Annotated in this window: 16 protein-coding genes; 7 read left to right on the top strand and 9 right to left on the bottom strand. The window is 68.0% G+C overall.

Going from position 1 to position 21,038, the window contains the following annotated elements:
* The first annotated feature begins 40 nt into the window (after window positions 1-40).
* The 3 genes from AC5Y4T_RS09880 (at window position 41) to AC5Y4T_RS09870 (ending at window position 2,822) form a co-directional block, all read left to right on the top strand.
* Window positions 41-679 (top strand): TetR/AcrR family transcriptional regulator, encoded by a 639-nt coding sequence (locus AC5Y4T_RS09880; RefSeq protein ID WP_499947273.1) that lies wholly within the window; start codon window positions 41-43, stop codon window positions 677-679.
* 30 nt (window positions 680-709) lie between these two features.
* Window positions 710-1,915 (top strand): DNA polymerase IV, encoded by a 1,206-nt coding sequence (gene dinB, locus AC5Y4T_RS09875; RefSeq protein ID WP_499952847.1) that lies wholly within the window; start codon window positions 710-712, stop codon window positions 1,913-1,915.
* Window positions 1,916-2,066: 151 nt separating this feature from the next.
* On the top strand, window positions 2,067-2,822 hold the full coding sequence (locus AC5Y4T_RS09870) for a YoaK family protein (protein ID WP_499947271.1): 756 nt from the start codon (window positions 2,067-2,069) through the stop codon (window positions 2,820-2,822).
* A 9-nt stretch (window positions 2,823-2,831) separates the two neighbouring features.
* Here the strand turns inward: AC5Y4T_RS09870 and AC5Y4T_RS09865 are convergent, their stop codons facing one another.
* Together AC5Y4T_RS09865 and AC5Y4T_RS09860 are read right to left on the bottom strand one after the other, a co-directional pair.
* Window positions 2,832-3,839 (bottom strand): PHP domain-containing protein, encoded by a 1,008-nt coding sequence (locus AC5Y4T_RS09865; protein WP_499952846.1) that lies wholly within the window; start codon window positions 3,837-3,839, stop codon window positions 2,832-2,834.
* 22 nt (window positions 3,840-3,861) lie between these two features.
* Window positions 3,862-4,302: a hypothetical protein gene (locus AC5Y4T_RS09860; protein WP_499917305.1), complete on the bottom strand. Its 441-nt coding sequence runs from the start codon at window positions 4,300-4,302 to the stop codon at window positions 3,862-3,864.
* A gap of 51 nt (window positions 4,303-4,353) precedes the next feature.
* Here AC5Y4T_RS09860 and AC5Y4T_RS09855 point away from each other — a divergent pair, with 51 nt between their 5' ends.
* Window positions 4,354-5,205, top strand: coding sequence for an LLM class F420-dependent oxidoreductase (locus AC5Y4T_RS09855; RefSeq protein ID WP_499952845.1), 852 nt, complete (start codon window positions 4,354-4,356; stop codon window positions 5,203-5,205).
* A 99-nt stretch (window positions 5,206-5,304) separates the two neighbouring features.
* Here AC5Y4T_RS09855 and AC5Y4T_RS09850 read toward each other — a convergent pair whose 3' ends face one another.
* The 3 genes from AC5Y4T_RS09850 to gltB all read right to left on the bottom strand — a co-directional run bounded on the left by AC5Y4T_RS09850 (window position 5,305) and on the right by gltB (window position 11,641).
* Entirely contained in the window at window positions 5,305-5,475 is a 171-nt protein-coding gene (locus AC5Y4T_RS09850) for a hypothetical protein (protein ID WP_499917695.1), read from the bottom strand.
* Between the two features lie 123 nt (window positions 5,476-5,598).
* On the bottom strand, window positions 5,599-7,065 hold the full coding sequence (locus AC5Y4T_RS09845) for a glutamate synthase subunit beta (protein ID WP_499952844.1): 1,467 nt from the start codon (window positions 7,063-7,065) through the stop codon (window positions 5,599-5,601).
* A complete protein-coding gene (gene gltB, locus AC5Y4T_RS09840) occupies window positions 7,058-11,641 on the bottom strand; it encodes a glutamate synthase large subunit (RefSeq protein ID WP_499917308.1) in 4,584 nt (1,527 codons plus the stop codon). Before gltB ends, AC5Y4T_RS09845 begins: the two co-directional genes overlap by 8 nt.
* 639 nt (window positions 11,642-12,280) lie before the next feature.
* Here gltB and AC5Y4T_RS09835 point away from each other — a divergent pair.
* Complete coding sequence (locus AC5Y4T_RS09835) at window positions 12,281-13,558, top strand: MinD/ParA family ATP-binding protein (RefSeq protein ID WP_499952843.1); 1,278 nt, start codon at window positions 12,281-12,283, stop codon at window positions 13,556-13,558.
* On the opposite strand, the gene sigI is transcribed toward AC5Y4T_RS09835, so the two are convergent.
* On the bottom strand, window positions 13,555-14,412 hold the full coding sequence (gene sigI, locus AC5Y4T_RS09830; RefSeq protein ID WP_499952842.1) for an RNA polymerase sigma factor SigI: 858 nt from the start codon (window positions 14,410-14,412) through the stop codon (window positions 13,555-13,557). The genes AC5Y4T_RS09835 and sigI overlap by 4 nt on opposite strands.
* Before the next feature lie 112 nt (window positions 14,413-14,524).
* On the opposite strand from sigI, the gene AC5Y4T_RS09825 reads away from it, so the two are divergent.
* Window positions 14,525-15,376, top strand: coding sequence for an NAD(P)H-binding protein (locus tag AC5Y4T_RS09825; RefSeq protein WP_499952841.1), 852 nt, complete (start codon window positions 14,525-14,527; stop codon window positions 15,374-15,376).
* 2 nt (window positions 15,377-15,378) lie between these two features.
* Entirely contained in the window at window positions 15,379-15,819 is a 441-nt protein-coding gene (locus tag AC5Y4T_RS09820; protein ID WP_499952840.1) for a nitroreductase family deazaflavin-dependent oxidoreductase, read from the top strand.
* A gap of 3 nt (window positions 15,820-15,822) precedes the next feature.
* Here AC5Y4T_RS09820 and eccA read toward each other — a convergent pair whose 3' ends face one another.
* The 3 genes from eccA to mycP form a co-directional block, all read right to left on the bottom strand.
* On the bottom strand, window positions 15,823-17,661 hold the full coding sequence (gene eccA, locus AC5Y4T_RS09815; RefSeq protein WP_499952894.1) for a type VII secretion AAA-ATPase EccA: 1,839 nt from the start codon (window positions 17,659-17,661) through the stop codon (window positions 15,823-15,825).
* Between the two features lie 133 nt (window positions 17,662-17,794).
* Window positions 17,795-19,405: a type VII secretion protein EccE gene (eccE, locus tag AC5Y4T_RS09810; RefSeq protein WP_499952839.1), complete on the bottom strand. Its 1,611-nt coding sequence runs from the start codon at window positions 19,403-19,405 to the stop codon at window positions 17,795-17,797.
* Complete coding sequence (mycP, locus tag AC5Y4T_RS09805) at window positions 19,402-21,009, bottom strand: type VII secretion-associated serine protease mycosin (RefSeq protein ID WP_499952893.1); 1,608 nt, start codon at window positions 21,007-21,009, stop codon at window positions 19,402-19,404. The genes eccE and mycP overlap by 4 nt, the downstream gene beginning before the upstream one ends.
* Window positions 21,010-21,038: the final 29 nt, after the last annotated feature.

Raw genomic sequence — 21,038 nt, 5'->3', positions numbered from 1 at the left:
CACTGTGTCGAAATTTTCAACACCGTGTAAAGTAGCGCCCGTGACTACCGTCGGTTCCGCCCGCACCCACCGAGGCAGGCGTTCGGCGCGCCCGTCTGGCGACGACCGTGAACTGGCCATCCTGTCCACCGCCGAGCGGCTGCTCAGAGAACGCCCGCTCGCCGACATCTCGGTCGACGACCTGGCCAAGGGCGCAGGACTGTCGCGGCCGACGTTCTACTTCTATTTCCCGTCCAAGGACGCGGTGCTGTTCACCCTGTTCGAGCGCGTGATCATGGAAGCCGACTCCGCGCTGGAGACCATGGTCGCCAATCCGCCCGCCGACTTGAAAGCGTTATGGCGCATCGGGATCAATGTGTTCGTCGAGACGTTCGGGGCGCATCGGGCGGTGTCGCTGGCCGCCGACGCCGCGCGCACCAACAAGGACGTCGGCGAGCTGTGGTCGCGCTTCATGGAGAAATGGGTCGAGCACACCACCACCGTGATCGAAGCCGAACGTGCCCGCGGCGCCGCGCCGGTCACCCTGCCGGCCCGCAATCTCTCCGCGGCACTGAACCTGCTCAACGAAAAGGTCATGCTCAGCTCGTTCGCCGACGGGCGGCCGTCGGTGCCCGACGAGCAACTGCTCGACACGCTGGTGCACGTCTGGGTCAGCAGCGTCTACGGCAAGGCCTGCTGACCAGCACCTGTCGGCACCCTATGCGAACATGTGTTCGTGTGGAGTGACGCTTCCATCCTGCACGCGGACCTTGATTCGTTCTACGCGTCCGTCGAACAGCGCGACGACCCCACCCTGCGCGGCCGCCCGGTGATCGTGGGCGGCGGTGTGGTGCTGGCCGCGAGCTACGAGGCCAAGGCGTACGGCGTGCGCACGGCCATGGGCGGGTCGCAGGCGCGAAGGCTGTGCCCACACGCTGTCGTCGTGCCCCCACGGATGAGCGCGTATTCGCGCGCGAGTGACGCCGTCTTCGAGGTGTTCCGCGATTGCTCCCCGATCGTCGAAGCGCTGTCGGTGGACGAAGCGTTCCTCGACGTCGGCGGGCTGCGCCGGGTCAGCGGCACGCCGGTTGCCATCGCCGAGCGGCTGCGGGCCGACGTGCGCGACCGCGTCGGGCTGCCGATCACCGTCGGCGTCGCCCGCACGAAATTCCTCGCCAAGGTCGCCAGCCAGGAAGCCAAGCCCGACGGGCTACTGCTGGTGCCGCCCGATCAGGAGCTGACGTTCCTGCGGCCGCTGCCGGTGCGCCGGCTCTGGGGCGTCGGCGCGGTGACCGCCGAGAAGCTGCGCGCGCACGGCATCGTGACCGTCGCCGACGTCGCCGAGCTCAGCGAGTCCGCGCTGGGCTCCATGGTGGGCGGTGCGATGGGCCGCCAGCTGTACGCGCTGTCCCGCAATATCGACCGCCGCCGGGTGACCACCAGTGTGCGCCGTCGGTCCGTCGGCGCTCAGCGGGCGCTGGGACGCGCCGGAAACACCATGTCGGACAACGATATCGACGCGGTGGTGGTGAACCTTATCGACCGCATCACCGGCCGCATGCGGGCGGCGAGGCGTACCGGTCGCACCGTGGTCCTGCGGCTGCGCTTCGACGACTTCACGCGCGCGACCCGGTCACACACGTTGCCGTGGGCCACCTCGTCCACGGCGCCCCTCCTGGCGGCCGCACGCCAACTGGTCGCGGATGCCGCGCCGCTCATCGCTTCGCGCGGGCTGACGCTGGTCGGGTTCGCGGTGTCGGGCATCGACCGCAGCGGTGCCCAACAGCTGACGCTGCCGTTCGATGACGACAACAACCGACTCGCCATCGACGCGGCCATCGACAGCGTGCGGGATCGGTACGGCAAGTCCGCGCTGACGCCCGCGGTTTTGGTCGGCCGCGATCCGGGTACAGAAATCCCGCACCTTCCCGACTGATGTGTCGTCGGTGGTCTCGCTAGTTATTCGCTGCCACAAGACTTTTGGATGATGTGAGGTTGATTTGAATCAGCCTGGCGACACCGCTTGTGCGACGGCCCGATTGTTAGGCTGGCCAAAACCCGACCTCGAAAGTGAGCAACTGAATCCGATGCCGCCGCGCCAATCCCGCGACACCGGCCTGCCCCGCGAGGGTCTCCTACTCGGTTACAGCGCGTTACTCGCTCTGTCCGCCGGCTTCGTCAACGCCGTGGCGCTGCTGATTTTGGCGGTGCCCGTCGGTAATCTGACCGGGATCACCACCCAGCTGGGCATGAACACGGCCAACCCGTGGCTGTACGAAGGCCACGTGCTCGGCGCAATCTTTCTGGGCTTCTTGACGGGAGCGACCATAGCCGGGGCCATCCTCGCACCCACCGATGCTCTGGCGGGCCCACGCCACGCCACCGTGCTCTTCCTCGAGGCAGCCTTGCTCGCACTCGCCGCGGCCGGAACCGCGGAGACCGTGGTCAGTGCACAGATCGACGCCCTGGGCATCGAGCGAACCGCGGTGCAAGCGCTGTTCGCCGCCGCGGCGCTCGGCCTGCAAAACGGGTTGACATCGAGCTTTCGCGGAATGGCGATCCGCACCACGCACTTCACCGGCACCGTCACCGACCTCGGGCTGATCCTCGGTCGCGGCCGCCTACACGGAATCAAGAACTGGAAAACGGCGATACTGGCGACGACGCTCGTGTTATTCCTCGCCGGCGGCGTGGCCGGGATCGTGTTCGGGGCCCGGTTGGGGGGTTACGCGTTGCTCATCCCGGCCGCGACCTGCGCGACAGTCGGCGCCGCCAACCTGCTGCAGGGCGCCGGCCGCAGCGGCGCACCCGTTCCCGAGCACGCCGAACCGGCGCGGGTCTGAGCGGCCGCCTCAATTCGCGCCGGTCCACTCCAGCAGCCGCTCGGCGGGCCAGGTGTTCACGATCCGGTCGACGGGAACACCGGCGTCCAGCGCGCGCTGGGCGTCGTAACCCAAGAAGTCCAGCTGGCCGGGCGCGTGGGCGTCGGTGTCGATGCTGAACACGCACCCGAGCTCCAGCGCCAGGTTCAGCAGCCGGGACGGCGGATCGCGGCGCTCGGGCCGGGAGTTGATTTCGACCGCCGTGCCGTGGTCGCGGCATGCCGTGAACACCGCCTCCGCGTCGAACTTGGATTCCGGCCGGATGCCGCGATTGCCCGACACCAGCCGGCCGGTGCAGTGACCGAGCACGTCGGTGTGCGGGTTGGCCACCGCGCGCAGCATGCGCCGCGTCATCGCCGGGGCGTCCATCGACAGCTTGGAATGCACGCTCGCCACCACCACGTCGAGGCGCGCCAGCAGCTCGGGTTCCTGATCGAGGCTGCCGTCGTCAAGGATGTCGACCTCGATCCCGGTCAGGATGCGCATCGGCGCGAACTGCTCCTGTAAACCCTCGATGACATCGAGCTGCTTGCGTAACCGCTCCGGCGAGAGGCCGTTGGCGATGGTCAGCCTCGGCGAGTGGTCGGTCAGCGCGCAGTACTCGTGGCCCAGCGCCGCCGCGCTGGCCATCATCTCCTCGATCGGCGCCGAGCCGTCCGACCAGTTGGAATGCAGATGCAGATCACCGCGCAACGCGGACCGGATATCGCCGCCACCGAGATCCTCGGCGCTGGAACGCAACTCGACCAACAGGTCCGGCTCGCGGCCGGACCACGCCTGGTCGATGACCTTGGCGGTCTTGGGGCCGATCCCAGGCAGCGTCTGCCAGCTGTTGGCCTGGCCGTGCCGTTCCCGGGTTGCTTCGTCGAGGGACTCGATGATGTCGGCCGCGTTGCGATAGGCCATCACCCGCCTGGGATCGTGCCGGCTCCGGTCCTTGAAGTAGGCGATCTGCCGTAACGCCGCTACCGGATCCATGATTCCAGTGTGCCCGCCCCGCTCACACGAGCTGGCCGGCGACGAATCCGGCGAGCAGCACGCCGAACCCGCCGATCTCCCCGGCGATCAGCGCCGCCATCGCCACCGCAACACTCCGGTCGGCGTTTTCGAATTGGTTGACGGTGTCGCGCCGCGCTCCGTGGTAGATGTAGGCCAGGATCGCCGCCACGAAAAAGAAGACGACAACGCCGGCGGCCGTCAGGTTCACCCACACCGGCCAGGCGCTCAGCGCAACGAAGACGGCCAGCAGCAGCGTCGCGAACGAATACAGCAGCGCGGCCCGGTGCGCGATGTCGACGTACGGATGCGCAAGGTGGTTCTCCGACGTCATCATCTCGCGGTATTTCCAGACGCCCAGGATCAGCGCGAGCAGAAAGATCAGGCCTGCCGCCAGCAGGGTGATCTTGGTGTCTATTCCGAGGGAGCAACATGCAGCAGTCATCGCGGGCCTCAGTTTAGTTGCCCTTCATAAATACCGGCTAACGTCGTCGGCATGCGATTCGCTTTCAAGACTTCCCCGCAGAACACCACCTGGGCGCAGATGCTCGCCGTCTGGCAAGCGGCCGATGACATCGAGGTCTACGAGTCCGGCTGGACGTTCGACCACTTCTATCCGATTTTCTCCGACAGCAGCGGGCCCTGCCTGGAGGGCTGGACGACGCTGACCGCGCTCGCGCAGGCCACCAAGCGGCTGCGGGTGGGGACTTTGGTGACCGGGATCCACTACCGCCACCCGGCGGTGCTGGCCAACATGGCTGCCGCGCTGGACATCATTTCGAACGGGCGGCTCGAGCTGGGGATCGGTGCCGGCTGGAACGAAGAGGAGTCGGGCGCCTACGGCATCGAACTGGGCAGCATCAGGGAACGCTTCGACCGCTTCGAGGAGGCGTGCGAGGTGCTGACCAGCCTGCTCAGCCAGGAGACCACCGATTTCGACGGCAGGTTCTACCGGCTCAAGGGTGCTCGCAACGAGCCCAAGGGTCCGCAGCGGCCGCACCCGCCGATCTGCATCGGCGGCAGTGGGGAGAAGCGCACGCTGCGGATCACCGCCCGCTACGCCCAGCACTGGAACTTCGTGGGCGGGCCGCCCGACGTCTTCGCCCACAAGCGTGACGTCCTGGCCTCGCACTGTGCGGACATCGGCCGCGATCCCAAGGAGATCACGCTCTCGGCGCACCTGCGCCTGGAGCCGGACCTGGACTACGGGAAAGTCATCGAGGACGCGGCCGGGCTGGCCGCCGAAGGCTTGGATCTGGGCATCGTCTACCTTCCCCCGCCACACGACCCGGCCGTGCTGGAACCGCTCGCCGAGGCGATCCGCGACTCGGGCCTATGGGATCGGTGATGCCGTTTTCACGGGGCGTCATCGAACCGTCCGGCAAAATTCCGCCCGGCGCCCGCTGAGCAAACCCGGCCCGCGCCACCGCCGGCGTCGGCCGGGCCGTCACGCACCGAACAGCAGCAAGTCCTGAGCGGTCACCAGACGCTCATGCTTGGCCGGAAATTCACGACTTTTCACCGGGTGACGCAACCATGACCAGGCGATTCGCCCCATCCGTGTCCGAGGCAATGGGTGGATATGCACAAGAATCTCTCCTGCGATCGGTCCGTTCAACCGGGAAACGGTGTGACCCCCATGTGAGCGGGCTCACAACGGGTTATTACACACCTACCGTCTGGCAAACAGTGGGAGACTCGCCGAACGAACTCGGCCGTGTTTCTCGTGTGACTGGTGTTACTACTGAAGCGGCACCGCGGTCGGCTTGACCGGCGCCGGCAGCGCAGTCGACCCCATCAGGTATCGGTCCGCCGCGGCGGCAGCGGCCCTGCCCTCAGCTATCGCCCAGACGATCAGCGACTGGCCACGACCCATGTCGCCGGCAACGAAGACGCCCGCAATCGACGTGTCGAAGTCGGCGCCGCGGGCGACGTTGCCGCGCTCGGTGAATTTCACCTCGAGATCGGTGAGGAGGCCCTCCTTCTCGGGGCCGACGAATCCCATCGCCAGCAACACCAGGTCGGCCTCGAGTGCGAACTCGGACCCCTCGACCTTGACGAACTTGCCGTCTTGCATGGTCACCTCGTGCGCCTTGAGCGCGGTCACGTGGCCGTCTTCGCCGACGAATTCCTCGGTGTTGACCGAGAACACCCGCTCGCCGCCTTCCTCGTGCGCCGAGGACACCCGGTACATCAGCGGGTAGGTCGGCCACGGGGTGGACGGCGCGCGCGTCTCCGGCGGGCGCGGCATGATCTCGAACTGATGGATGACCTTCGCACCCTGCCGGTGCGCGGTGCCCAGGCAGTCGGCGCCGGTGTCCCCGCCACCGATGATGACGACCCTTTTGTCTTTGGCGGTGATCGGCGGCTCCCCGTCGGGGCCCAGCACGTCGTCGCCCTCCTGCACGCGGTTGCCCCACGGCAGGTATTCCATCGCCTGGTGGATGCCGTCCAGTTCCCGCCCGGGGATGGGCAGATCACGCCCGGCGGTGGCGCCGCCGGCCAACACCACGGCGTCGAAGTCGGCGCGCAGTTGCTCGGCGGTGATGTCGACGCCGACATTGACCCCGGCCCGGAACTCGGTGCCCTCGGCTCGCATCTGGTCCAGCCGGCGGTCGAGGACGCGCTTTTCCATCTTGAATTCCGGGATGCCGTAGCGCAGCAGTCCACCGATGCGATCGGCCCGCTCGAACACGGTGACCGTGTGCCCGGCACGCGTCAGCTGCTGGGCGGCGGCCAAACCCGCCGGCCCGGAACCGACCACGGCGACCTTTTTTCCGGTCTTCTCCTCCGGCGGCAACGGCCGGACCCAGCCCTCGTCGAAGGCCTTGTCGATGATCTCCAGCTCGATCTGCTTGATCGTCACCGGATCCTGGTTGATGCCGAGCACACAGGCCGGCTCGCAGGGCGCCGGGCACAGCCGCCCGGTGAAGTCCGGAAAGTTGTTGGTGGCGTGCAGCCGTTCGATGGCATCGCGCCACCGATCCCTGCGCACCAGGTCGTTCCATTCCGGGATCAGGTTGCCCAGCGGGCAACCGTTGTGGCAGAACGGAATACCGCAGTCCATGCAGCGGGTCGCCTGTTCGCGCAAGGTCTCGTTGTCGAACTCTTCGTAGACCTCGCGCCAGTCACGCAACCGCAGCGGGACAGGCCGGCGCTTCGGCAATTCCCGATGCGTGTATTTCAGGAAGCCGCTCGGATCAGCCATGCGCGGCCGCCATGATCGCCTTGTCGACATCCACGCCGTCGCGTTCGGCTTCGGCGATGGCCTGCAGCACCCGCTTGTAGTCCCGGGGCATCACCTTTGCGAAGTGCCGCTGCTGTTGCGGCCAGTCACCCAGAATGCGCTGGCCGACAGCGGAATCGGTGGCATCAACGTGCGCCTGAATCATGCCGTGCAACCACTCGTAGTCATCTTCATCCAAGCTCTCGAGCTCGACCATCTCCGCGTTGAGATTGCCTGGGAATTCGCCCTGCGGATCGTAAATGTAGGCAACGCCGCCGGACATGCCCGCCGCGAAGTTGCGGCCGGTGCGACCGAGGACGACAACCTTCCCTCCGGTCATGTATTCGCAACCATGGTCGCCGACACCCTCGACGACGGCGTGCGCCCCGGAGTTACGGACGGCGAACCGCTCGCCGACGACCCCGCGCAGGTACGCCTCGCCGCTGGTCGCGCCGAACAGGATCACGTTGCCGCCGATGATGTTGTCCTCGGCGACGTAGTCCTGGGGCGCGTCGTCGGAGGGCCGAACCACGATGCGGCCGCCGGACAGGCCCTTACCGACGTAGTCGTTGGCGTCGCCGTAGACACGCAGCGTGATGCCACGCGGCACAAACGCGCCGAAGCTGTTGCCCGCCGAGCCGTCGAACGTGATGTCGATGGTTCCGTCCGGCAACCCTTGTCCGCCATAGGCTTTGGTGACCTCATGGCCGAGCATAGTGCCCACCGTGCGGTTGACGTTGCTGATGGTCGTGGAGAACCGCACCGGCTTTCCGGAGTCCAGCGCCTCGCGGCTCATCACGATCAACTGCTGGTCCAGCGCCTTGTCCAGACCGTGGTCTTGGCGCGAGCTGCAGTACAGGTCCTGGTTCATGAACGCCGATTCCGGCTCGTGCAGAACCGGGGCCAGATCCAGCCGGTGCGCCTTCCAGTGGGCCCGGGCCAGCGTCATGTCCAACGAGTTCACCTGGCCGACGGCCTCGTTGATGGTGCGGAATCCCAACTGCGCCATGTACTCGCGCACCTCTTCGGCGATGAACATGAAGAAGTTCTCGACGAATTCGGGCTTGCCGGTGAAGCGTTCACGCAGCACCGGGTTCTGGGTGGCGACCCCCACGGGGCAGGTGTCCAGGTGGCAGACCCGCATCATGATGCAGCCGGAGACCACCAGCGGCGCGGTGGCGAAGCCGAATTCCTCGGCGCCGAGCAGCGCCGCGATCATCACGTCGCGGCCCGTCTTGAGCTGGCCGTCGACCTGAACCACGATGCGGTCCCGTAATCCGTTCAGCAGCAACGTCTGCTGCGTCTCGGCCAGCCCCAGCTCCCACGGAGCGCCGGCGTGCTTCATCGAGGTCAGCGGAGTCGCTCCGGTGCCGCCGTCGTGCCCGGAGATCAGGACCACGTCGGCGTGGGCCTTCGATACGCCCGCGGCCACCGTGCCGACGCCGTTTTCGGAGACCAGCTTGACGTGCACCCGCGCGGACGGGTTGGCGTTCTTCAGGTCGTGGATCAGCTGCGCCAGATCCTCGATGGAGTAGATGTCGTGGTGCGGCGGCGGCGAAATCAGGCCGACGCCGGGGGTGGAGTGGCGCACCTCGGCGACCCACGGGTACACCTTGTGCCCCGGAAGCTGGCCGCCCTCACCGGGTTTCGCACCTTGAGCCATCTTGATCTGGATGTCGGTGCAGTTCGTCAGGTAATGCGAGGTGACGCCGAACCGCCCGGAGGCGACCTGCTTGATCGAGCTGCGCCGCCAATCGCCGTTGGGATCGCGGTCGAACCGCTTGACGTCTTCGCCGCCTTCACCGCTGTTGGACCGGCCGCCCAGCCGGTTCATCGCGATGGCCAGCGTCTCGTGCGCCTCGGCGGAGATCGAGCCGTAGCTCATCGCCCCGGTCGAGAAGCGCTTGACGATTTCGCTGGCGGGCTCAACCTCTTCCAGGGGAATCGGGGGGTTGATCCCGGCCCGGAATTTGAGCAGGCCGCGCAGCGATGCCATCCGCTCGCTCTGGTCGTCGACCAGGCGGGTGTAGTCCTTGAACACCTTGTACTGGCCGGTGCGCGTCGCGTGCTGCAGCTTGAACACGGTCTCGGGGTTGAACAGGTGGTACTCGCCCTCGCGGCGCCACTGGTATTCCCCGCCCACCTCGAGCTCACGGTGGGCCCGCTCGTCGGGGCGGTCCAGGTAGGCCAGCGCGTGCCGGGCGGCGACGTCGGCGGCGATGTCGTCCAGGGTGATGCCGCCGATGGGACAGCTCAAGCCGGTGAAGTACTCGCTGAGCACGTCCTCGGAGATGCCGACCGCCTGGAACAACTGGGCCCCGGTGTACGACGCCACCGTCGAAATGCCCATCTTGGACATGACTTTCAGCACACCCTTGCCGGCGGCCTTGATGTAGTTGCTGAGCGCCTTCTTGCGGTCGATGCCTTCGATGACGCCGCGATCGAGCATGTCCTCGATGGACTCGAACGCCATGTACGGGTTGATCGCCGCGGCGCCGAAGCCGACCAGCGCGGCCATGTGGTGGACCTCGCGGGCGTCCCCGCTCTCCACCACCAGCCCGACGTGGGTCCGGGTCCGGTCGCGCACCAGGTGATGGTGCACCCCCGCCACCGCGAGCAGCGAGGGGATGGGCGCCATCTGTTCGTCGGATTCACGGTCGGACAGGATGATCACCCGCGCGCCGTCAGCGATCGCCGCCGACGCCTGCGCCCGCACCTCCTCGAGCGCGGCAGCCAGCCCGGCGCCGCCCTCGGCGACGGGGTACAGGCAGCGAATCACCTTGGAGCGCAAGCCATGCGGGCGACCATTGACCTCGTCATCCGGGTCGAGGTTGATCAGCTTCGCCAGCTCCCGGTTGCGCAGAATCGGCTGCGGCAACGCGATCTGATGACACGAACGCTCGGTCGGCGTGAGCAGGTCGCGCTCGCCGCCGGTGGTGCCCTGCAGACTGGTCACCACCTCCTCGCGGATGGCGTCCAGCGGCGGGTTGGTCACCTGCGCGAAGAGCTGCTGGAAGTAGTCGTAGAGCATCCGGGGCCGCTGCGAGAGCACCGCGACCGGGGTGTCGGTGCCCATCGACCCGATCGGCTCGGCGCCGCTGCGGACCATCGGCGCGACCAGGAGGTTGAGTTCCTCGTAGGTATAGCCGAATATCTGCTGGCGCTTGACCAGTCGGTCATGGGGCATCCGCTTGTAGTTGCCCTGCGGCAGGTCGTCGAGCGGAACCAGGTTCCTGTCCAGCCATTCCTGGTACGGGTGCTCGGCGGCCAGCTCCGCCTTGATCTCCTCGTCGGAGACGATGCGGCCCTGCGCGGTGTCCACCAGGAACATGCGGCCGGGCTGCAACCGCATCCGGCGGACCACCTTGGCCGGGTCCAGGTCCAGCACGCCGGCCTCGGAAGCCATGACCACCAGGCCGTCTTCGGTGACCCAGATTCGCGAGGGGCGCAACCCATTACGGTCGAGCACGGCGCCGATGATGGTTCCGTCGGTGAACGTGATCGACGCCGGGCCGTCCCACGGCTCCATCAACGAGGCGTGGTACTGGTAGAACGCCCGTCGCGCGGGATCCATCGTCTCGTTGCGTTCCCAGGCCTCGGGAATCATCATCAACACCGCATGGGCCAGGCTGCGCCCGCCCAGGTGCAGAAGTTCGAGGGCCTCGTCGAAACGCGCGGTGTCGGACGCCCCCGGCGTACAGATCGGGAACAGCTTCTCGACGTCGGCCTCGGTCCCGAAAACGTCGGTCTTGATCAGCGCCTCGCGGGCGCGCATCCAGTTCTCGTTGCCGGTGACGGTGTTGATCTCACCGTTGTGCGCGACGCGGCGGAACGGGTGCGCCAGCGGCCACGACGGGAAGGTGTTCGTGGAGAACCGCGAGTGCACGATGCCCAGCGCGCTGGTCAACCGATCGTCTTGCAGGTCAAGGTAAAACGCCTTGAGCTGAGGTGTGGTCAGCATGCCCTTGTAGACCAGCGTCCGGCCGGAAAGGCTTGGGAAATAAACGGTTTCGCGACCGGGCCCGTCCTGGCCGGGGCCCTTGGTGCCCAGTTCGTGCTCGGCGCGCTTGCGCACCACGTAGGCGCGGCGCTCCAGCGTCATGCCGGATGCGCCGGCCATGAAGACCTGGCGGAAGGTGGGCATCGCGTCGCGGGACAGGGCGCCCAGCGACGAATCGTCGATGGGCACGTTGCGCCAGCCCAGCACCGTCAGGCCCTCGGCTTCGGCGATCTTCTCCACCGCGGCACAGGCCGCCGCGGCGTCCTTGGACGACTGCGGCAGGAACGCGATGCCGGTGGCGTAGCTGCCCTCCGCGGGCAATTCGAAGTCGACGACCTCGCGCAGAAAAGCGTCGGGGACCTGAAGCATGATGCCGGCGCCGTCACCACTGCGCGGTTCGGCGCCCTGGGCACCCCGGTGCTCGAGGTTGAGCAGGGCGGTGATTGCCTTGTCCACGATGTCGCGGCTACGGCGGCCGTGCATATCGACGACCATGGCAACCCCGCACGAGTCGTGCTCGAACGCGGGGTTGTATAACCCGACGCGCTTGGGCGTCATATGCACCTGACCCTTCACCTGTTCCGCGCGGCCGTTACCAGCGGCCCCGACGAGGTCGCACCCTTGAGGTTGCGGGCGAGAACCCCTTCGGTCTTGTCTCGATGGGCTGTGCCCCAGGCGGAGATGATCCTGTTAGGGATGCCCGTGCAGCTTTGAACGGCGGCCTGGAACCGGTCTCGACAAGTCGTAAAACGATATGACAATACCCGCCTGACATGCCAACTTCGTCAAGTCTAACCGGCAGTCGGCGGCGTCGTAAATTTCGCTGCTGCCATTGATCCCCGATTATGCCCACCACCCGTCCGGGGCCACGAATTCTTGCGGTAGCTGCGGGTCTGCCGGGAGGTCCGAGCCTGATGGACCCTCCCCCACAGAGTTTGCTGACGAGTGCGCCGGGCCGGTTGGCGAGGTTGCTGGGCGCCAATACCGGCGTGCTCAGCGCCCACCCAGGCGCATCGCGACCGCCCGTAGCCGTGTGGACCCGAGTTTGCAGGTTCGCGCACGTGGCGCGACAAGAGATACTGGACGGATCGGCCACCCCCGGCAATCTCGGGTTTTGACGGTGGCGATGATCACGTAAGGCGTTCGTTGCCGCCGGCCCACCGGCGCGACGATCACCACCCGGCACGCGAGGAGCCCATGAACGAGCGCGACGAATTCCTGCGGGACCGTCTGCAGCCCGAACGGCCGAGCACGCCCGCACCACACCCGTCCGGTCCCTCCCCGCAACAGCCCCCGCCGGCGCCCCAAGAGTCCCGGCCCGCCGCGGCTCCGGTCGCCCAGCGGCCCGCTCCCCCGCGCCCGCCGTCGGCTCCTCCCCCGCCCCCATCGGGCCGGGCGCCGGCGCCGCCGCAAGGCTGGTCGCCGCCCGCCCAGTCGGCCCCGCCCGCCCCGCCATCGTTCCGGCCGCCACCCCCGCAGCCGGGCCGGCCCACTCCTCCCGCGGCAGCCCCGCAGGCCCACCACCCGGGCCCCCCACCGGATTCGCAGCAGGGCGCCGGGGCGCTACCCGACCGCGGTTGGCGACGCGCCCTGCGGCTGGCCACTTTCGGCCTGATCAATCTGGGCCCCTCTCCCGTCCAACAACAGGAGGCCCAGTTCGAGGCGGCCATCCGGACCCGCCTGTACGGCAACTACAAGGTCGGGGTGCTGGGCAAGGGCGGCGTGGGAAAGACGTCGGTGGCCGCGAGCGTGGGCTCGCTGCTCGCCACTCTGCGCCGGCAAGACCACGTGGTGGCGATCGACGCCGACACGGCGTTCGGCCGGCTCAGCAGCCGAATCGATCCGGCGTCGACGGGCTCGTTCTGGGAGCTGACCGCCGACAAGAACCTTCGGTCCTTCGACGACGTGGTGGCGCGGTTGGGCCGTAACACCGCGGGCCTTCACGTGCTCGCCGGCGAACCCGCGTCGGGCCCGCGCCGGGTGCTCGATCCGGCGATATACCGGGAAGCCGCGCTGCGGCTGGACCGCCATTTCACGATCTCGGTCATCGACTGCGGTTCGACGATGGACTCGCCGCTCACCCAGGAAGTCCTGCGTGACCTGGATGCGCTGATCGTGGTGTCGTCGCCGTGGGCCGACGGCGCCTCCGCCGCGGCGCGGACGATGGAGTGGCTGACCGATCACGGCTTGACCACGCTGCTGCAGCGCAGCCTGGTGGTGCTCAACGATTCCGATGGGCATGCCGACAAACGCACCCGGGCCTTGCTCGCTCGCGAATTCACCGATCATGGCCGCCCGGTCATCGAGGTGCCGTTCGACCCCCACCTGCGGCCCGGTGGCGTGATCGACGTGGCCCACGAGATGGCGCCGGCCACGCGCCGCAAGTTCCTCGAGGTCACCGCGACCATCGCCGGCTACTTCGCGGCCCGTCCCGACGGCGCGAAAGACCCGGGCCCGACGAACAAGCGGGACTAGGCCCGCGCCGAAGGGTCGGCGATCGCCTCGATCTTGCGCACCCGGGATCCGTCGATCGTCAGCACGATGACGGCGAACAGGCGGCGCTCGCTGAAGGCCAGCAACACCGGTCCCCCGGCGGGACCGCTGACCAGGGTCACGTCCGGCCACAGGTAGCGCAACAGGTTGGTGGCCACGGCATCCGGTCCGTGGTTGATCTGTGGTGGCGGTGCCGGGTCCGCGAGGATCGTGCCCACGCCCCATACCGTCGGGTCCAGGACCGCGGCCAACCCATCCAGGTCACCGTTGGCGCATGCGGTGATGAACTTTTCGGTGACCAGCTGGTGCTCTGCCGGCACGACCTCGGTCAACTTCGGTTGTGCCGCATGGAATTTGGACCGTGCGCGCCGTGCCAGCTGGCGGCAGGTGCCGACCGGGCGGCCCACGGTCTCCGATATCGAGTCGAAGGGCACACCGAACACGTCGTGCAGCACGAAGGCGACCCGTTCAGCGGGACTGAGCCTGCGCAGCACTTCGAGCAGCGCGGTGCGGATCTCGTCATCGAGGGTGACCCGGTCGGCCGGGTCGAAGCGGCGCGGTGCCGGTTGTTCCTCGACGTCGCCGGGACGCTCGTAGCGGGCACGAGCCGAGCGCACCTGGTCGAGACAGAGTCGGCTCGCCACCACGGTCAGCCAGCCGCGGGCGTCCTCGATCTCGTCGGCGTCGGCGCGCGAGAACCGCAGAAAGGCCTCTTGCGCAATGTCTTCCGCCTCACCGATATCGCCCAGCATCTGATAGGCGAGGTTGACCAGGTACGGGCGGTGGCGGCGCCAGGCCTCGCTGACCTGGGCGCTGGCGGACGGCGACTGGTTCATGACTCTTCGACGATCTGCAGGGGCAAAAAGTTACCGGGTTCGCGATGTAACTTTCCCACCTTTTCCCCCGTCGTTTCTCCCAGTGCAAGAAGTTCACGGAAGGGACCCACTCATGACCATCGTCGTCACCGGGGCAACCGGCAACGTCGGACGCCCGCTCGTCAACGAACTGATCGCCGCCGGCGCAGGCGTTCGCGCGGTCACCCGGCAACCGGCGCCGGCCGGTTTTCCACGGGGCGTCAAGCTGTTCGGTTCGGCCACCGACGCGCTGTCGGGTGCCTCCGCGGTGTTCCTGAACTCGCGGGCGCTGGGCGGGCAGTTGGCAGACGTCGTGGCCCAATGCCGGCTAGAAGGAGTCACCAAGCTGGTCGCGCTGTCGGCGATCAACGCCGACGACGACGCCACCCGGCAGCCGTCCCGGTTTCGCGGCGACCGCAACAGGGAGGTCGAACGCCTGGCGATCGACTCCGGCCTCGCCTGGGTGAGCCTGCGGCCCACGGTGTTCGCGACGAATTTCGCGGGCATGTGGTCGGCGCAGATCCGTGCCGGCGACGTGGTTGCCGGGCCATACGCCGCCGCGTCGACCGCGCCGATCGTCGAGTCGGACATCGCGGGCGTCGCGGCGCACGCGTTGCTCACCGATGAGCTTGTCGGACAGCGGATCCCGCTGACCGGTCCACAGGCGTTCACCAACGCAGAGCTGGTCGAGGTCATCGGCGGTGTCCTGGGCCGGGCGCTGCAGTATCGCGAGATCCCCGCCGAGGCCGTGCGGCAACGATTCATCGGGCTGGGGTTCGGCGCCGGATTCGCCGACGCCTACATCGCCATGCTCGCCGAGACCCTCGACAAGCCCGCCCTGGTCACAGGCGATGTGGCGAAAATCCTCGGCCGCCCGCCAGTTCCGTTCGCGCACTGGGTTTCCGAGCACCGCGGCGTGTTCGACAACGAGAAAGTAGGAATCTGAAGATGACCGATCCGCGTCCCCCGCGCTACCTCAAGCCGATGAACAAGTTCATGATGGCGGTGCAACGGCTCGGGATTCCGACCGGGCCCGCGATGGTGCTCACCGTGCCGGGCCGCAAGTCGGGTCACCCGCGCAGCACCCCGATGACGCCCTTCCACTTCGAAGGCGGCCTCTACGTGGTGGCCGGCTATCCCGGCGCCGACTGGGCGGCCAACGCCCGGGCCGCGGGCGCGGGCACGCTCACCCGTGGCCGACGGTCGCGTCCCGTCCGGATCGTCGAGCTGTCCGCCAACGAGGCCCGGCCGGTGCTGCGGGCGTTCCCCACCGAAGTTCCGGTCGGCGTGGCGTTTGCGAAACGGTCGGGGATGGTGCGCGACGGCACGGCCGACGAATTCGAAGCGCTGGCGGGCCGGCTGGCCGTGTTCCGCTTCGAGCCCGCGTAACCGTCACCAGACGATGGCCGCCATGTCGCGGTTGTCCGAACATACGCTGCGCACCGCGGCCTGCAGGTCGGCCGCGGTGATGATCTGCAGATCCTCCACCGTCACCGGCTGACCCGCCCGCTTTTGCGCGACCACTCGGGTGTCGCGAAAGCCCTCGGCACGTTCGACAACGTTGCGGGCGAACCTGCCGTTCTGCATGGCGTCGATGCCGTGCTGGCCGCCGGGAGTGGTGTAGTTGCGGATGGTCGTCGCCGCGTCCAGGAAGGATTCGCGCGCGCCGTCATCGAGCAGGCTCGCGCGCGGGGTGGCGTAGCGGTGCGCGATCTCGACGATCTCGGCCGGCGAGTAGGACTCGAAGCGGAGCTTGCGGTTGAACCGGCCGGCCAGACCCGGGTTCACGGTAAGGAACGCATCCACCTGGTCTTCGTAACCCGCGCCGATGAAACAGAAGTCGAATCGGTGCACTTCCAAGGCGACCAGCAGCTGGTTGACGGCCTCCATGCCGATCATGTCGGGTGTGCCATCCTGATGGCGCTCGATCAGCGAATAGAACTCGTCCATGAAAATGATTCGCCCGAGCGACTTTTCGATCAGTTCGTTGGTCTTGGGGCCCGACTCGCCGATGAAGTGGCCGCAGAAATCCGAACGCCGCACCTCCCGGATCTCAGGGTGCCGCACGATTCCCATGCCGGCATAGATCTTGCCCAGGGCCTCGGCGGTGGTCGTCTTACCGGTACCGGGCGGCCCGACCAGCAGCATGTGGTTGGTCTGCCCCTCCACCGGCAGGCCATGCTCGAGCCGCATTGTCCGGACTTCGAGTTGGTCTTCCAGCGCGGCGACCGCTTCCTTGACCGCGGCCAGTCCGACCTGTTTGGCCAACAGCTTTCGCCCCTCGGCCAACAGCTCGGCGCGCCGGTCGTTGGCGGCGTCGTCCTCGAGTTCGTCGCGGCTCTTGGCCGAGGAGGCGTCCCAGCGGTCGGTCCTGCGGTTGATGGTCTGTTCGTCGGTCACGACCAGTTGCAGGTTCGGGTCGGCCAGCGCTTCTTTGGCCGCCTCGGTCAGGACCCCGTTGATGGTGGCCTTGGACAGCCAGACCTGGGCTCTGTCCTCCTCGCGCAGCTGCCGGTGCACCATCCCCCGCACGTAGGCCAGATCGGCGACGAGCAGCGGGATGTCGGCCGGGCCGATCGAGGCCGTCAGCACATCCGAGTCGAAGCGCGACGACGACTGGGTGTGCCCGATCACGTCGACGCGGTCCAGCCAGTCCAGGGCGACCCGGCCCTGCCCGAGGTGGGCGGCGGCGTGAGCGGCCAGCGCGCAAATCGACGCTGTCACAGCCGACATCACGATGGCATGCGCGGGCAGCTCCTCGGCGGCGGCCAGCAGCACGTCCGGCCAGCGTTGCGTGCGGTACATCAAAAACGTCCGGGCCAACTGGTGCCACTGGTAGTTGGTCCACGAGTCGAGCAGGTCAGGGTTGGCCAGCAGCTTGTCCGCCTCGGCGTACTCACCGGCGATCGTCAACGCGGACGACAACGCCAGCCCGACCTGTGATGCGTCGGTGACAGTGATGCCGATGTAGGGACCGAGCTGGATCTCCGCGGCCAGTGTCTGCCCGATGCGCGTGGTTTCGCGGTGCAGCCACTCGCTGCTGGCGTAGAGCTGCCGCAACGAGGCCAGGTCGTGGTCGCCGCACGCGATGCGCCCCAGCCACGCGTCGGCCATCGACTTGTCGGCGTCGGTGGCAGCAACGAACTCGGGTAACGCCGCCGCGCGACCCTGCCGGCTCTTGATCGCCATGGCACGGTCGAAATGCCTTCGGGCTGTTTGTAAATCACCCATCGCGTCCCCCGTCTCGAGCGCCGTGGCCACGAGCGCCGAGGTTGCGGGCAGCCACCTTGCGCGGCTTCGCGCTGTCGCCGCCACCGGTACGTGCGCTCATCACACTGTGCCTCAAACTCGCCTTGCCGACCCGCTATATGCCGACCGACATGCCTACCGGCTCGAGACTGACGTAGCGGTTCTCGGCGCGGAACATGTCCATCTCGACAAGCCAATCCTGTCCTGCTGCACTGACGTTCACCACCGCCGGGCTGATCTGCTCGATGATCACCTCGAAGCCGTGCCGTTGCCCCTCGGAAAGCCTGGCCCCCGCGGGTGCCACGGTGATCACGGTCGCAGGCCGCGGAGTGGGTGAGATCGCAGCCTCGATGCCTCCGGCTTCGGCCGCGCCAAAGGCGTTGCCCCGTCGCGCAGCGTACTCGACGACGCTCACGGTGGTCCGCGGTGCGGGACGCGAGCTGCTCACGACGCTGATCTCCGGCATGCGCACGCTGACCCAGCGCGACATGTCGCGGGTGTGCACGCAGACCCGCTCGCCGGCGCCGGCGGTGCGGATCACGAGCCGCTTGGCGATCGGGTCGTCCGCCGCCACGAACACGCGCGACAACTCGCCGGCGTCGGTAACCGGCATCAGCAGCCGATCGCCGTTGCTCAGTTTGCCGATCAGGACGCCCGACGGTCCGATCTCGGTGACGAGTTGCGGGGGAAGCGGGCTGCGCCGAATGCCCCGCAGGTGCGGAAGGGGACCGCACATGTTCGCGGCCGCGGCTGCCGCCTGCTCGCCGTTGAGCCGGCGCAAAATCACGCTGGGTGGCGTCGGTGCGGGCGTCGGGGTGCGCACGGTGATCGTCGCGGTGCATTCGGAGTTCGGGAACACCGTGACGTTCTGGATGACCTCGTCGGCGCGCAGCGTCCACGCCTGCGAGAGATTGCGCGACGTGATCGCATCGGCCGGGTATGCGTAAGTGGTCATCCAGCCCGCTTCTCCGCGGATGGCCTTCCATCGCTGCACATTTCCCGACACCGCGTCGCGCCCGAGCCGGCGATCGAGCTCGACGAGGTCGGTGGCGGTGGCCACCTTCGCCCGCAATCCTTGGCAGCGCAACAACCCGGCGATGCGCTGTGCGACCGAAATAGCCGCCGCGCCAACGGTCGTGCGCCAGAAAAGGGCTTGGGCATTGTCGATCACCGCCAGCCGCATGATCAGCCACGTCTCGCGCCGGCCCGCGTAGGGCGGCGTTCCGATCTCCGAGTCGTACACCCGCGGAAAGTCTCCGGTGGTGCCGTGCCGGGAACCGATGGTGACAACGCTGATCGAGTCGAGTTGCAGGCCCAGGGCCTGGTGCAGCATCGGCACCAATTCGACGATGTCGAGCACGTTTTCGGTCTCGACCGTCACCGAGCCGGTCACCATGGTCGCGCGGTGCGCCCTGCCGAGTAGCTGCACCGCCACCACGGCGACGCCGTCTTGCACGCGCACGCCCCCACCGGATCGGTTGTTCGCCACGGTGATCGGGGCGGTCCAGTCGATCGGACGCCGGCCGCGCCGCCACAGGACGGCCCACGACCACGCCGGCTGCCCCCACCACCGCACGAAGACGAGCGCGATACCCACCACCACCGCGAGGGCCGCGCCGATGTAACCACCCACCAGCCACGCCGCGAGCGCGAGAACGAACACCGTCCACACGCCGACCACCCGCCGATTACTGCCGCGGCTGAACCCGGTCAGGTCGGGCCTCATCGCGCCCTCCGCAACCGCGCCGAGATCGCGAACACGAGCACACCGGCGGCCACGATTCCCAGGAATCCGATGGCGATGTTGCGCGCCCGGTGGTCGGGCGGCGGGGGCGGCGCTGCCGGGGTGATGACCCGGCTTTGAGCGCCCGGTGGCATCCGCTCGCCCGGCGGGATGTTGAAGGTCAACGCGGCGACCGGGTCCACCAACCCGTACCCGACCTTATTGTCAACGCCCGCAGGCGGATTGTGTGCCGACTGCACGATCCGGTTGATCACCTGATGCGCGCTGAGGTCGGGGAATTTCGCCCGCACCAACGCCGCGACGCCACTGACGTAGGCCGCCGAGAAACTGGTTCCCCAGAACGGCATGTTCTTCTCGCCCGGCCGCGACGGCGGATACGCGTTGACCGGGCCGCCCCCTTGCGGCGAGAGGCCCATGATGTGCGTTCCCGGCGCGGCCACACCAACCCAGGGACCCGACATGCTCTTGTCGAGCGGGGCGCCGCTGGCATCTACCGCGCCCACCGACAGGACGTAGTCGGAGAACCACGACGGCGCCGAGACGATCTTGACCTGATGCCAGTCCCGGGGATCCGACGGATCCAGCGGGTCATAGGTCGGATTGTTGTTACAGCCGGCTTCCCCGTCGTTGCCCGCGGCCGCGACGATCACCGCGTCCTTCGCGGTGGCCGCGTACCAGAGCGCCGCCCCCAGCGCTCGCTGATCGGCCGTGGAGGCGGCGGGCAGGCACGAGGTCACCGAAACGTTGATCACCTTGGCGCCCATGTTCGCGGCGTGAACCACCGCGCGCGCAACCGAATTCAGCGTTCCCGCCTTGACCTTCTCGTCCGAGTAGGGATCTCCGGGCGGCGGGTTGACCGGTTCGAAGGCGCGTGACGATTGCCGGATCGAGATGATGATGGCGTGCGGGGCCACCCCGACCACTCCGTCGGGCGCTCCGGGGGGAAGCGGCGGCACCGCGGGTTCGTCCTCGGTTTGCGGATCGGCGGGACCGTTCGATGCGGCGGTGGCGCCGCCTCCCTCCGGCGGCGGGGGCGGCGGAGGTGGTGGCGGAGGCGGAAGGACCTGGGTGATGGTCACCGGCGGCGGCGGGGGCGGGGGTGCCACCGGGGGTGGTACCTCGACCGGTGGGGGTGGTGCGCCGGCGGCCGGCGGTGGACCGGCCGGCGGAGGGAACGCCGGAGTAGCGGGCATCGGCCGGGGCATCGGCAAAATCCCTTGCGGCGCAGCTCCGATGATCGAGCTGACGATCGTGCCGTGGGCGTCGCAATCCGACAGGCCGTCCTCGCCCATGATGTAGTCGCCACCCGGCACCACCGGTAACCGCGGATTCGGCGAGACCCCGGTGTCGATGACCGCCACGGGCACGCCGTTGCCGGTGCTGTATTGCCATGCCTTCGTGATGTTCAGCAAGTTGAAGCCCGGGGCCATCTGCGCCACATCGGGATTCCTCACGGTGATCGGAGTCGAGCAGCTGTTGGCGCGGCGCATCGGCTGGTCGGGTCTCGGCGGCCCGTCCGGTGGAACCATCCCCGGGTCCACCGAGGGTGGTGTAATGGCAAGTGCGGCAGGGATATCGGCTGACATCGCGACCAGGGTGACGGCGGCGGCGACCG

It is taken from the genome of Mycobacterium sp. NGS11, from assembly GCF_059813315.1.
The sequence above is the reverse complement of the archived record's forward strand: the minus strand, read 5'-3'. Positions and strand labels throughout refer to the sequence as shown.

What these genes read in the sequence shown, in the direction of transcription:
- mycP (WP_499952893.1), bottom strand. Translation starts at nt 21,009, where the DNA reads ATGTCAGCCGATATCCCTGCCGCACTTGCCATTACACCACCCTCGGTG.
- gltB (WP_499917308.1), bottom strand. Translation starts at nt 11,641, where the DNA reads ATGACGCCCAAGCGCGTCGGGTTATACAACCCCGCGTTCGAGCACGAC.
- AC5Y4T_RS09825 (WP_499952841.1), top strand. Translation starts at nt 14,525, where the DNA reads ATGACCATCGTCGTCACCGGGGCAACCGGCAACGTCGGACGCCCGCTC.
- AC5Y4T_RS09865 (WP_499952846.1), bottom strand. Translation starts at nt 3,839, where the DNA reads ATGGATCCGGTAGCGGCGTTACGGCAGATCGCCTACTTCAAGGACCGG.
- AC5Y4T_RS09860 (WP_499917305.1), bottom strand. Translation starts at nt 4,302, where the DNA reads ATGACTGCTGCATGTTGCTCCCTCGGAATAGACACCAAGATCACCCTG.
- AC5Y4T_RS09835 (WP_499952843.1), top strand. Translation starts at nt 12,281, where the DNA reads ATGAACGAGCGCGACGAATTCCTGCGGGACCGTCTGCAGCCCGAACGG.
- AC5Y4T_RS09845 (WP_499952844.1), bottom strand. Translation starts at nt 7,065, where the DNA reads ATGGCTGATCCGAGCGGCTTCCTGAAATACACGCATCGGGAATTGCCG.
- AC5Y4T_RS09820 (WP_499952840.1), top strand. Translation starts at nt 15,379, where the DNA reads ATGACCGATCCGCGTCCCCCGCGCTACCTCAAGCCGATGAACAAGTTC.
- AC5Y4T_RS09870 (WP_499947271.1), top strand. Translation starts at nt 2,067, where the DNA reads ATGCCGCCGCGCCAATCCCGCGACACCGGCCTGCCCCGCGAGGGTCTC.
- eccE (WP_499952839.1), bottom strand. Translation starts at nt 19,405, where the DNA reads ATGAGGCCCGACCTGACCGGGTTCAGCCGCGGCAGTAATCGGCGGGTG.
- eccA (WP_499952894.1), bottom strand. Translation starts at nt 17,661, where the DNA reads ATGGGTGATTTACAAACAGCCCGAAGGCATTTCGACCGTGCCATGGCG.
- sigI (WP_499952842.1), bottom strand. Translation starts at nt 14,412, where the DNA reads ATGAACCAGTCGCCGTCCGCCAGCGCCCAGGTCAGCGAGGCCTGGCGC.
- AC5Y4T_RS09855 (WP_499952845.1), top strand. Translation starts at nt 4,354, where the DNA reads ATGCGATTCGCTTTCAAGACTTCCCCGCAGAACACCACCTGGGCGCAG.